The 12,518-nt window shown below is 72.8% G+C and carries 8 protein-coding genes; 3 read left to right on the top strand and 5 right to left on the bottom strand.

Annotation, left to right across the window (positions count from 1 at the left end; genetic code table 11):
• Positions 1-30 precede the first annotated feature (30 nt).
• Entirely contained in the window at positions 31-2,694 is a 2,664-nt protein-coding gene (locus ACQCO7_RS35825; protein ID WP_464075706.1) for an ATP-binding protein, read from the bottom strand.
• 288 nt (positions 2,695-2,982) lie between these two features.
• Between ACQCO7_RS35825 and ACQCO7_RS35820 the strand changes: the two genes are divergently transcribed.
• Entirely contained in the window at positions 2,983-4,236 is a 1,254-nt protein-coding gene (locus ACQCO7_RS35820; protein ID WP_464075705.1) for a DUF2510 domain-containing protein, read from the top strand.
• Between the two features lie 177 nt (positions 4,237-4,413).
• Here the strand turns inward: ACQCO7_RS35820 and ACQCO7_RS35815 are convergent, their stop codons facing one another.
• Positions 4,414-5,025: a TetR/AcrR family transcriptional regulator gene (locus ACQCO7_RS35815; protein WP_464075704.1), complete on the bottom strand. Its 612-nt coding sequence runs from the start codon at positions 5,023-5,025 to the stop codon at positions 4,414-4,416.
• 173 nt (positions 5,026-5,198) lie between these two features.
• Between ACQCO7_RS35815 and ACQCO7_RS35810 the strand changes: the two genes are divergently transcribed.
• Both ACQCO7_RS35810 and ACQCO7_RS35805 read left to right on the top strand, forming a co-directional pair.
• Positions 5,199-5,993, top strand: coding sequence for a phosphatase PAP2 family protein (locus ACQCO7_RS35810; RefSeq protein WP_464075703.1), 795 nt, complete (start codon positions 5,199-5,201; stop codon positions 5,991-5,993).
• The gene (locus tag ACQCO7_RS35805; protein WP_464075702.1) at positions 5,990-7,063 is read left to right on the top strand and encodes a DMT family transporter; all 1,074 of its coding nucleotides are present in this window, start codon (positions 5,990-5,992) and stop codon (positions 7,061-7,063) included. The genes ACQCO7_RS35810 and ACQCO7_RS35805 overlap by 4 nt, the downstream gene beginning before the upstream one ends.
• Positions 7,064-7,142: 79 nt before the next feature.
• Here ACQCO7_RS35805 and ACQCO7_RS35800 read toward each other — a convergent pair whose 3' ends face one another.
• From ACQCO7_RS35800 to ACQCO7_RS35790, 3 genes are all read right to left on the bottom strand, one after another.
• Positions 7,143-9,164, bottom strand: coding sequence for a phosphocholine-specific phospholipase C (locus ACQCO7_RS35800; RefSeq protein WP_464075701.1), 2,022 nt, complete (start codon positions 9,162-9,164; stop codon positions 7,143-7,145).
• Positions 9,165-9,330: 166 nt separating this feature from the next.
• Positions 9,331-11,457 carry a hypothetical protein gene (locus ACQCO7_RS35795; protein ID WP_464075700.1) on the bottom strand — a complete coding sequence of 709 codons (2,127 nt, stop codon included), beginning with the start codon at positions 11,455-11,457 and terminating at the stop codon, positions 9,331-9,333.
• Complete coding sequence (locus tag ACQCO7_RS35790) at positions 11,441-12,517, bottom strand: hypothetical protein (RefSeq protein WP_050375232.1); 1,077 nt, start codon at positions 12,515-12,517, stop codon at positions 11,441-11,443. The genes ACQCO7_RS35795 and ACQCO7_RS35790 overlap by 17 nt, the downstream gene beginning before the upstream one ends.
• Between the last annotated feature and the right edge of the window lies 1 nt (position 12,518).

Raw genomic sequence — 12,518 nt, 5'->3', positions numbered from 1 at the left:
AATACAGCCCCGCCCCCTGCGAAGGCACCCCTACTCCAGAGCCGCCAACGCCCCCTCCGCCTGGCGTACCAAGCCGTCCGCCCCGCACGAGCGGGCCAGCTCCAGGCCCCTCTTCAGTTCCGACGTCGAGCGGGACAGTTCGCCGTACTCGATCCGTGCCGCCGCGTGTTCGTACTGGCACGGGGACGATTCCAGGTAGGTGACCGCCTGCGTTGCCAAGCGGACCGCCCGCTGGCCCGTTTCCAGTGCCGCCGCGCAGCGCAGTGCTTCTCCGATCGCCGTGTCCGTGCCCAGGCGTTCCGCTCGGGTGCGGGCGTCGGCCGCCAGGCGGGAGGCTCGGGCGGGGTCCTGCGTCGACAGGGCTCGGGCCAGGTCTACCGCCCAGGGGACCATCACCGGGTTCAGGTGACCCCGAGCCGCTGCCGCCTTCTCCGCCTCCTCCAGTTCGTTGATGCCCTCCGTGGTGCGGCCCACCGCCAGGAGCAGGCGGCCACGGACCGAGCGCGGGTCGGGGAGGACGATCGTCGAGGGGTAGGGCGCGACGAAGTCGTACTGCTGCGCCACCCGCCACGCCTCCTCGGTGTGGCCCCGCGTCAGCAGGACATCGACCAGGTTGCAGATCGCCGACCAGTACAGCGGGAGTCCCCGGCCCACGCGTTCCGCGAGGCGCAGCGCCTCGCGCAGGGACTCCTCCGCCTCCCGCAAGCGGCCCCGGCGACGCAGCCCCAGGCCCAGGTAGGCGTGGGCCAGCGAGAGATGGCCCCCGCTCCAGCCGGCGGAGGTGTACGCGCGCAGGGCCCCGTTGAAGAGGGTGTCGGCGCGGTCGAGGCGGTCCGTGTAGGCGTACGCGGACGCGAGCATCATCGGCAGTTCGATGCCCCACTCGGTGCCGGTCCAGTCGATGCCGGGCGCGAGGCCGCCGTTCTCCAGGGCGCGGTCGCAGAGTTCGGCGATCTCCTCCGCGTTCTCGCCCCGGCACGTCGCGTCGAAGCCGCGCAGGATGAGCAGCGCGCGTTCGCCGTTGTCGCGGCCCGTGCAGGTCGCGGCGAGTTCGGCGAGCCGTTCGGAGCTGCCGGGGGCGGACGCCTCGCCGAGGACGAGGCGCTCCCACATGAACTGGACGGCCGTCAGCCGCATCCGCGCGGGCCCCGGTTCGTGCCGGGCGGCTTCCGTACGGACCGTGCGGACGGCCGCGTCCAGCTCGTTGTTGTGCATCTGGGCCTGGGAGAGCCGGCATACGGCGTCGACGCGCGACTCCCCTTCCAGGCCGGGGAGTTCGAGGGCGCGGCTGAGGTGGGCGACCGTCTGGGACGGGGACGTGAGGAGGGTCGCGCAGCCGAGTTCGTACAGGACCTGGGCGTGGACCCTGGCGGCCGGGGGTTCCTCCAGCGCGCGTTCCAGGCAGCGGCGGGCCGCGTCGGGGGCGCCGACGGAGAGGTGGGCGCGGGCGGCCTCGCGGAGCTGTTCGACGAGGTCGGCGTCGCCCTCCGGGTGCACTTCGAGGAGGTGGCGGGAGGCGGCGGCGATGCCCCGGCCCGCGTCCAGGACGACCTTCGCGGCGACGCCGTGCATCGCGCCGCGCAGGTACTCGGGGATGTTGCTGTAGACGGCGGTCGCTATCAGGGGGTGCACGAAGACGAGGTCGCCGTCGTCGGCCGGGCCCGGCGCGGTGAGGATACGGGCGGTGCGCAGCACCTCGACGCACTGGTCGGCCTTGTCGCGGCCGAGGCCCGCCATGCCGGCCGCGTGGTCGACGAAGATGCCGGTGCCGAGGATGGCCGCCGCCCACGCGAAGCGGGTCGCCTCGATGCCGAGCCCTTCGAGGTGGGCGAGGAAACCGCCGTCGTGGGCCGCCTTGTTGATGGCGCGGAGTTCCTCGGCGGCCGATTCCGTCGGTTCCAGGTCCCGGTCGTGGACCTTCGCGAGCAGCTCGACCGTGTAGTACGGGTTTCCGCCGGTCACCGCCCACACCTCGCGGCAGAACGGGTCGTCCGCCCGGTCGCCGAGCGTCGCGCGGGTCAGCTCCGCGACGGCGGGCGGGGAGAGGACCGTCAGGCCGCGTACGGCGTCGCCCGCGAGGTCGTCCACCGCCCTCAGGTACGCCGTTCCCGCCTCGTCCGCCTCGCCGGGGCGGTGCGCCACGACGACCAGGACCGACAGGTCGGCCAGGCGTTCCGCGAACGCGGCCAGCCAGCGCAGGCTCTCCTGGTCCGCCCAGTGCGCGTCGTCGATCAGCAGGACCAGGGGGTAGTCGCGGATCGCCAGGCGCCGTACGAGTTCCACCAGGCCGTCGAACACGCCCTGCGGGTCGCTCGGGGTCAGGCCCGGTCGGGTCAGGCCCAGGGACGGGCCCGCGATGTCGTACCAGTCGCCCAGGTACGCGCGGGCCTCCTCCTCCATGAGGGACAGGAGCGCCGGTTGCAGGAGCTGGCGTACGACGTGGAAGGGGACCGAGCGGAGGGTCTCGCCGGCCCGCGCGGACCAGACCGTGCAGCCCGCGGCCTCCGCCTGGCGGCGGGTCTCGGTCAGCAGCGCGGTCTTGCCGAGGCCCGCTTCGCCCCGGAAGACCAGAAGACGGCCCCGGGAAGGCGTGTCGTCGCGCAGGTCGGCCACCGCCCGGGCGATGGTGACGACTTCCGCGTCGCGCTCCCACAGGGAGGCCGAGGTGGCCGGCTGTGGCCCTGCCTCCGTCATCCCGTTACCTCCCCGAGTCGCCCGAACGACGTACAAACCTTGAGCCTAGCCGCACGGGAGGGGTCTTAGGGGCCGGTCCGGGGAGGCGTTCCCCGGGTGGGTGACATCGGGGTGGGGTACGGGGGCCTCGCGGCCTGCGCCGGATGGGGGCGCGGGTCAACTCCGGTGTGCGGGGAGCCGGGTTGACGGGGCGTCGGGCGGCGAGATCGCGCCATGCCGGGTGGATTTCCCCGGTGCCCGGGGGCTTCCTCTCATACGGCTTTCACCGATGCCTCATACGGTGGGGGCATGACGCAGGCGATACCACCCGGGTGGTACCCCGACCCGGGGCAGACGAGTGACGGTCCTTCCTCCGAGCGGTGGTGGGACGGTGGGGCGTGGACCGAACGGACCCGGGTCGTGGGGGCGGGGGTGGATGCGGCGGCGGTGGAGCCGGACGACTCCGCTTCCCCGGGGCCGTCGACGGGCGGTTCGGAGCATTCCGGGGAAGGGGGTGCGACCGACGAGGAGCGCGAAGACTCCGCGCCGGGTGTGGGGTTCGAGAAGAGCGCGGAGTCCCCAGGGGCTGTGGGGGCCGTGGGGCCCGCCGAGTTCTCGGGGGTGGAGCTCTCCGGTACTAGTACCGGAGCTCCCGGGTATTACGGGGGCGGTCAGGGGGACGTGCTCGCCTCCGGGTATCCCACCGCGCCTCAGGGGTACCCCGTGTACCCCGGGCAGGCCCCCTATCCGGGACAGCCCGAGTATCCCGCCGCGCCCGGGGGCGGGTCCCGGACCGGTGTGCGGATCGGGATAGCCGTCGCCGCCGCTGTCGCCGTGCTCGCGAGCATCGGGGTCGGGGTGTACGCGCTGACCAAGGACAGTGGGGGGAGCAACGGGCCCGGGACCGCGCAGGGGCCTGGCGGCGGGCAGGGCGGGCCCTTCGGGGGGAACGGCGGAGGGTCCGGCGGGTCCGGCGGCTCGGGGGGTTCTGGTGGCGGGGGTCCCGCTCCCGGGCAGTCCGAGGCGCCCGAGATCAAGAGCGGGGCCGTCACCGACACCGTCAACGGCATCAGCATCCCCATCCCCGACGGCTGGACCGGGCAGCAGATGGGCGTCGGTGCGCAGGTGAACTCCGACGCCACCTACCCCTGCCCCGGCGACACGTCCAAGAGCTGCACGAAGGGCGGCGTCTACTCCGCCCCCGCGGACGCGCTGAGGAGCACCGGGTCCACCGCCGAGGAGGTCGCCAAGGCCGACATCTCCGCGAACGCCGAGCAGTCGTACGGCGGGACCACGTACGGCGCGATCACCTCCCACGAGGTCCTCGCGTCCAAGGCGGTGACCGTCGCCGGGCAGAAGGGTTACCAGGTCCGCTGGAAGGCGGTGACCAGCAAGGGCGCGGACGGGATCGTGGAGTCCGTGGCGTTCCCGTCCCCGGCCGACCCCACCCGTTTCGTCGTCCTGCGCTTCGGCGTCGACGCGGACCAGAAACTCGCGGTGATCGACCAGATCACCACGGGCGTCAAGCCGGCCTCCGGCGGAGGCAGCGGGCACGACATCTGACGGCCCTCGGGACATTCCGGCCCCGGAAAATTCCGACGGCCCCGGAAAATGTCGGCCGGGTGGGACCCCTCTCCGCTCAAGAGGGGTCCCACCCGGCCGGGTGGTGCGCCGCCCCCGTCCCCACGGTGCGGCGCGGCAGGTCGGCGTCCAGTCATCCCGTGGACGTCCGACCTGGGTCTAAGGGATGCCGAGGGCGGGCAGGACGGCGGCTTCCACGAAGCGGAGCAGATAGTCCGGGTCCGCTTCCTTGCCCTCCAGGACCGGGCGGACGCGCAGCACTCCGTACAGCTGGACCGGCACGAACTCCAGCGCCGGGTGGTCGGCCGGGATCTCGCCGCGCTCCACGCCCCGGCGGAGTATCTGGCGGACCGCCTCGACCTCGGGTTCGATCAGCGTCTCCCGGAGGGCCTGGCGGAGTTCGGGGTCCTGGATGGCCGCGTGGCCCAGCGCCTGCATGAGCGCCGTGTCCTTGCCCGCCGAGTCCGTGCCCACGAGGGCCGCCGCGCGGAGGTCGCCCGCGAGGGAGCCCGTGTCGATACCGGCGAAGCGGACCTCCCGGCAGGAGCGCAGGGCGGCGGCGACGAACTGGGGTTTCGTCTTCCACTGCCGGTACAGCGTGGACTTGCTGCACCGCGTGCTCGTGGCGACGCCGTCCATCGTGACGGCGTCGTACCCGCACGCCCGGAGCTGTTCGAGGACGGCGTCGAAGAACTCCTGCTCGCGTTCGGGCGTGAGCTTGGAGCGGCGCGACGCAGCCGTCTCCGGCACCTCCGCGGCCTGCGACGTCATCGTTCTTCTCCGTTTCATTCCCGGTCCGGTGATCGGATCGATGTGGCATACGTCAATCGATACTCCAGTGTACCGGTACTCGATCGTATCGGTACACTGTCGTATCGATACGCTTTCGTATCGACACTGCGGCCACCGTCGCAGCGCACCACCGTGAACGAAAAGGCATGGGGATGAATGCCCGCACCGAGCCTGGAGAGGGAGCGGGGTCCACAGCGGCCCGGCCTCCGATAGTCCGCGAGCTGCTGCTGGTCGCAGGGCTCTTCCTCGTCTACAAGTTCGGCCGTCAGCTGGCGGCCGGCCATACCGGGGAAGCGTTCCGCAACGCGCATCACGTGTGGGACTTCGAACGCTGGGCCCGCCTCCCCTCCGAGGTCGACGTGCAGGGCCTCCTGCTGCACGGGGACGGCCTCGCGAAGGCCGCGAACGTGTACTACGCGACCGTCCACTTCCCCGCGACGCTCGCCTTCCTGGTCTGGCTGTACCTCCGCCGTCCCGCGCACTACGTGTGGGCGCGGCGGGTGCTGGCCGCCGTCACCGGGGCCGCGCTCGTCGGCCACCTCCTCTTTCCGCTGGCGCCGCCCCGGATGCTGTCCGGTACGGGGCTGATCGACACCGCGCGGATCTACGGGCCCTCCGTGTACGGGCCGCCGCAGACGGACCACCTCTCCAACCAGTTCGCCGCGATGCCGTCGCTGCACTTCGGATGGGCGCTGATGCTGGCGATCGGGATGATCGTCGCCACGCGGTCCCGGTGGCGCTGGCTGTGGCTGGCGCACCCCGCTCTGACACTGCTGGTGATCGTCGGGACGGCCAACCACTACTGGCTCGACGCGATCGTCGCGGGCGCGCTGCTCGCGGTCGCGCTGGCCTTCGTCCAGCCGCCCAGGACCCGTACCCCTGAAGTACCACCCGTACCGGAGACGACGGCCGAGCCCGTCAAGGAACTCGTGGGAGCGGGCCGATGAACGCCACCCTCGTCGCGGTCGTCCTGTCACTGTTCTCCGCGGTCGCGTACGCCGCCGCCGCCGTCGCCCAGGAGCGGCTCGCGTCCCGGTCGTCCGGGGCCGGGATCATGCGGATGGTCCGGCGGGGTGCCTGGTGGGGGTCCGTGCTGCTCAACGGGGGCGGTGCGCTGCTGCACGTCGTCGCGCTGAACTACGGTCCGCTGACCGTCGTGCAGCCGCTGGGGGCGCTCACGCTCGTCGCCGCTGTGCCGCTCGGTGCGCGGATCGCCGGGCGCAAGGTCAGCCGGGCCGAGTGGCGGGGGACGTCGTACACCCTCGCCGGGCTCGCGGCGATCCTCGTCGTGGCGTCGGGGCCCGCGCCGGAGAGGACGCTCGACGGTTCACAGTCCATCGCCGTCGCGAGCGCCACGGTCGCGGTCATCGCGTTCCTGGCGAAGCCCGGCGCGAAGCCCGGCCTCCGGCACGCGACCGCGTCCGGCATCGCCTCCGGGGTCGCCTCGGCGCTCACCCAGACAGTGACGGTGGCGCTCACCGACACGGGGTCGCTGCCGCTGTACCAGGTCCTGGGGATCGCCCTGCTGGTCGCCGCGTTCGCGACGGCGGGCCTGCTCCTCTCCCAGACCGCCTACCAGGACGGCCTCGGCGCGCCCCTCTCCATGGTCACGCTCTCCAACCCGGTCGCCGCCGCGGTCATCGGCCTGACCCTGCTGGGCGAGAGCCTCCAGGGAGGCGCCGGGGGCATCCTCGTCGCCGCCGCGGGGGCGGGGCTGGCGGGCAGAGGCGTGGTGCTGCTGTCCCGGGCGACGCCGCAGACGGAGGGCGCCGGGAGCGGCGTACAGGATTCCGATCGGTACGAGGATGTCGAGCGCACCGGCGAGGTCGCGCACGACGACGGCGTACCCGGCGACATCGTCGTACCCGACCACATCGCGCTCCCCGAACCCGACGGCGTCCCGCACGACGAGCACCCCGTCGCCGCGGTCCTCGCGCTGCGGCCGGAGTCGGCGTCGCAGGAACCGGCGATGCTGCCGCGCCCGACGACGGGGCCGGGCCAGCTGACGGCGTTGTAGCCCCGCCCCGCCCGTGTGATCCGGTACTACGGGACCGCCCCCCTCGGGTGAGTGGTCCCGCAGTACTACCCGGGTACGACTACTCGGTGATGATCGCCGGGTCGCTGACCCCCGGCCGGCCGTTCTCCACGTGCCCCGCGAACCGGCGCAGGAACGTGGAGGACGCGTGCGAGGTGACCGTCAGGTCGTACCAGCGGTGGCCCTTGCCGGTCTCGACCGTGCGCTTGATGACGGCCTTCGGGCGGAGCTTCACCGTGGTGGTACGGGAGCGGTACGCGTCGGTGACGCGGAGTTCGACCGTGTCCTTGGACTTGTTGGTGAAGGTCAGCTCCACGTGGTCGCCGACGTGGCGGGCGACGACCTCGGGGCCGGTGTGCGCGGTCTCGCCCTTGAAGGTGCGCAGGAAGCCGGCGGGCCCGTGGACCGTGAGGTCGTAGGAGGCGCCCGTGAAGGTGTCGGAGATCTTCTTGCCCGCGCCGGTCGTGTAGCTCCGGGGAGTTACGCCGGGCGTGGTGACGAGGAACGCTCCCCCGGCATGCGCCCCGGAGGCGAACGTCAGGGTCAGCGCCCCGGAGCCGGTCTTCGCGTCGACGCTGGGCGCGTACCTGAGGGGCCGGGTGGGCCGGTGGCCGCGCTCCTGCCGGGGCAGGGCGGGGTGGGCCGGCGGGGTCGGGACGTAGTCGGGGTGCCGGTTACGGTCGGCGGGCGCGTACCCGGCCGTCGGCGGCAGCGTGACCGGGCGGACGTCCTTGCGGGAGAAGTCGAACGCGGCCGTCAGGTCGCCGCAGACCGCGCGCCGCCAGGGCGAGATGTTGGGCTCGTGGACGCCGAAGCGGCGCTCCATGAACCGGATGACCGAGGTGTGGTCGAGGGTCTCGGAGCAGACGTAACCGCCCTTGCTCCAGGGCGAGACGACGATCATCGGGACGCGCTGGCCGAGCCCGTAGGGGCCGGGGACGTGCCCTGCGGCGTCGCCCTTGAAGACGTCGGTGCCGACCTCGACCGTCGAGCGGCCCTCCTCCGCGAAGGGGGGTACGACGTGGTCGAAGAAGCCGTCGTTCTCGTCGTACGTGATGAACAGGGCCGTCTTCGACCACACCTCGGGGTTCGAGGTGAGCGCGTCGAGGACCTGCGAGACGTACCAGGCGCCGTAGTTCGCGGGCCAGTTGGGGTGCTCGGTGAACGCCTCGGGGGCGACGATCCAGGAGATCTGCGGGAGCTTGTCCGCCTTGACGTCGGCCTTGAGGCGCGCGAAGTAGTCCTCGCCGTTCTTGGCGTCGGTGCCGGTGCGGGCCTTGTCGTAGAGGGCGTCGCCGGGCTTCGCGTTCTGGTACTGGGTGAAGTACAGGAGCGAGTTGTCACCGTAGTTGCCCCGGTAGGCGTCCTGGATCCAGCCCCAGCCGCCCGCCTTGTCGAGACCGTCACCGGCGTCCTGGTAGATCTTCCAGGAGACGCCCGCCTTCTCCAGCCGCTCCGGGTACGTCGTCCAGGAGTACCCCGCCTCGTCGTTGCCGAGGACCGGGCCGCCGCCCTTGCCGTCGTTGCCGGTGTGCCCCGTCCACAGGTAGTACCGGTTGGGGTCGGTGGAACCGATGAACGAGCAGTGGTACGAGTCGCAGATGGTGAAGGAGTCGGCGAGCGCGTAGTGGAAGGGGATGTCGCCGCGTTCCAGGTACGCCATCGTCGTGGAGCCCTTCGAAGGGACCCACTTGTCGTACTTGCCGCCGTCGAACGCGGCGTGGCCGTCGTTCCAGCCGTGCGGGAGGTCCTGGACGAAGGCGAGGCCCAGGTCGTCGTGGTCGGGGCGGAAGGGCAGGACGTCCTTCTTGCCGTCCGACTGGTACCAGACCGGCCTGCCGTCCTGGCGGGTGACGACCGGGCGCGGGTCGCCGAAGCCGCGTACGCCGCTCATCCGGCCGAAGTAGTGGTCGAAGGAGCGGTTCTCCTGCATCAGGACGACGATGTGCTCGACGTCCTCGATCGACCCCGTCCGATGGTTCGCGGGCAGCGCCGCCGCCCGCTCGATGCTCCCGGACAGCGCGGTGAACGCCGTGGTGGCACCCGCGAGTTGGAGAAAGCGGCGCCGGTTGACCTCTGACATGGGGGTCCCTCTCGACCTGGGCGGACGTCTGCCGGCCGGTTCGTGTCGGAATGCGTGCGCCAGGAGTGTCGCGAGGGGGTCCGAACGAGCGGGGTGGGGTGGGTGGCGGTGGCGTGAAGGCGACGGGTACGGGTGGGGGCGGTGAGGTCGGAGGGGGGTAAGAGGCTTACCGGCCCAACAGGAGGATGAGCAGGACGAAGAGGGCGAGCAGGGCGAGGGCGATCGTGACGACCTTCGCGGTGTCGTCGGGGGGTGAGGGGGTGCGGTGGGTGGCGCGGGTGGGGGGAGGGACGGGAGGGGCGGGGGTAGTCACCGGGTACGACTGAGGAGGTACGTGGTCCGCCGGGGCCGGGTGGTCGAACTCGATGACAGGGCTCAGCTCATCCGGTACCGGTCCGGACCGGTGCTCCTCCCACGGCCGGGTCCTCGCCAGCTCCCGCCACAGCACGGCCGGCAGCTCCGGCGCGGGGTCCTGCTCGAACAGCGCCCGGCGCCAGAACTCCCGTACCTCCGGCGGCTGTCGGTGTGCCAGCGGTGCCAGCATCCCGGCCACCCTCGCCTCCAGCTCCGGCCGGCCCAGGTACGGCAGCACCGCCCAGCGGAACATCCGTACGGCGCCCGCGACTCCCCCGTGCCGGGGGTCCTCCTCGGCGAGCGCCGCCCGCCACTCGCTCCGCAGGAACATGCCGTGGCCGAAGACGGTCCCGGCGAGGGTGACGGCCTCAGCGAACGTACGCCACCTGGTCCGGCGCTCCAGCGCCCGCAGGATCTCCTGCGCGGCCCGGGGGGACAGGTCGGGGCGGGCGAGTTCCCCGCAGAGGGTGCCGTCGGACAGGCGGTCCAGTCCCGTCAGCCGGGTGAGGAGGGGCCCGGGTGCCTCCCGGGTGGGACGCTGCCGCCACCACTCCGGGGAGGAGTACTTGACGAGACGGCCGAGGCGGCGGGTGCGGTGGGGGAGGTGACGGTCGGCACGGGGCGGGGGCTCGGGGGCGGGGAGCTGCGGGGCGGGGTGGTCGTAGGACTTGGGGAGGGGGGGTACTACGGGCAGGGGGTCGACGGGGACGTAGGCGGCGACGGGGGGCAGCGGGTCGGGGGGTGGGGGGTGCGGAGGGTCCATGGGAGCCGCGCGGACCACGGGGGGGACGGGTACTACGGAAGGTACGGGGATGACCAGCGGGGATACGGGTGCCGGCTCCGGCGCGGGTACTACGGGTACTACGGGTACTACGGGTACTACGGGTACTACGGGTACGGGTTCCGGCTCGGCCGGCACCTCGGGCACCGCCTCGGACACCGTCCCGGGCCCCCGCCCGGACGCCACCTCGGACTCCCGCCCGGGCACCGCCTCGGGCCCCCTCTCCACCCCCGGAACCGCCCGCACCTCTCCCCCGCCCACCACCAACCCCCCGATCAGCCGGTCCAGCCGCTCCCCCGCCCCCATGTCCCCGGGCCCCGGACATCCCCGCAGCACCGCCGCGAGCGCCTCCGGCCTCTCCGGCTCGGCGAGGAACAGCTCCACGAGCCGCGCGGCGACCTGCCGGGCCTCGTCCCGGGGCGCCTGCGCGAAGGAGATCCGTTCCACGCCGACTCCCCCCACCGCCGACCGGGGCCACTCCGGCACGCAGACGAGCCGCAGCCGCGCGTCGGCCTGGGTGTCGAAGCTGGCGTACGTCAACGACGTGTCCCCGAGCCACTCCCCCAGCATCGCGCACACCCCCCAGATGAGCAGCGGCGCATAACTGGCCTTCTCCAGGCTCTGCACCTCGCGGCGCAGGAAGGTGAGCCGGTGCCCCGGGGTCCGGATGAGCTGGGCGACGGCGACTTCGAGCGGCGTACGGATGTAGGCGACGTTGTTCAGGTAGCGGGGAAACGCCTCCGCGAACTGCCCGCGCACGGCGGAGGCGGGCACCCGCTCCAGTTTCCCGGACGCGTCGTCGGGCACGCCGAGCCACTCCCAGTGCTGGTCGGCGAGGGTGACGGAGTCGCGGGCGGTGAGGAGCGCGGGGTCGCCGACGAGCGCGCGGGAGACGGTCGACTCCCGGCCGCGCGCGTCGAGTGCGGGCCGGCGGTGGACGACGACGGCGTCGCCGGTGGCCGGGTCGAAGCACCGTACGACGTTGGAGCGGCGGCTCTGCGCGCCCTCCACCCGCAGCAACGGCGCCAGCAGCAGCCGCAGTTCCTCGGCCCGCGCCTCCCCGCAGGAGTGCGCGCCGGCGGCGATCCCGGTGCCGTACCGGTCGCGGTTGCCCTCCCAGCGGAACAGCAGGAGGTCGGCGTCAGCGGAGTCCGCCACCGGCGACACCCCCCGCGGCCGTCTCCTTCGTGAACATCCCGCACATCGCGAGGATGGACACCAGCGGCCCCAGCACCCGCCGGGAGCGCACCCCTTGGGGGAAGTGGCTGTCGCGCGCGCTGCCCCCGGTCGCGGACGCGAAGTGCAGGGTGCAGCGCAGGGCGCTGTCGAAGGGCCGCAGCCAGCCGGGGTCGGCGTGCCGGCGCAGGAAGGCGTACGCGTCTCGGCTCTCCTCGCGCAGCAGCCGGGGGTCGTACGAGGAGTCCTGGCCGAGCCAGCGGTCCACCGGGGGTTCGAAGCGCAGCAGGTCGGCCTTGCCGACGACGAGCGCGCAGGGGATGTCGAGGTAGCCGTCGCGCAGCGGGAGCCGGTCGAGGACGGTCTCGAACGCCGGGTCGCTGCCGGTGAGTTCGAGCCCGGCGTCCTTGCGGGGCTCGTCGAGGTGGGGCAGCTTGAGCGCGAGCAGCGGGTCGACGACGAAGACGAGGGCGTCGACGCCGAGGAGGAAGCGCAGCAGGCTGTCGGTGCGCATGAGGTCCTCGCCGCCGAGGTCGAAGAAGGCGACGGGCCGTACCTGCCGGTCGGCGCCGGTGAGCAGGAGCGCTTCGACGAACTCGGCGAACGAGGTCTGCCCGGTGGCCTCCAACTGCCGTCCCTGGCGCAGCCGTACGACGCGTTCGCGGACGAACGCGGCGTGGTCGGCGGGGTTCACGGACTGCCAGCGCACGCCGTAGGGGTCGAGGCCGCCGCCGATGACCTCGGCGACCATCTGGGTGAGGAGGTGGCTCTTGCCGCTGCCGGAGGCGCCGATCATGGCGACGGTGAAGGGGCGGCCGTTGGTGAGGTAGGGGACGGGCACGAAGTGGGGTTCGCCGCCCTCGGCGCCGGCGCACGCCTGGAACGCGGAGCGCAGGACGTCGGCGCGGCGCAGGGGGCTGACGAGGTCGGCGGGGTCGAGGCGTTCGTAGCTGAAGGTCTCGGTGCGGCGGTGCAGCCGGGACTCGTCGTACTGGACGTGGTCGAGGCAGTAGGGGCACAGGACGCGTTCGTGGGCGGTCATC

It is taken from the genome of Streptomyces saintjeani, assembly GCF_055409605.1.
Note: the sequence above shows the minus strand (reverse complement) of the source record. Positions and strands in the feature narration are given on the sequence as shown.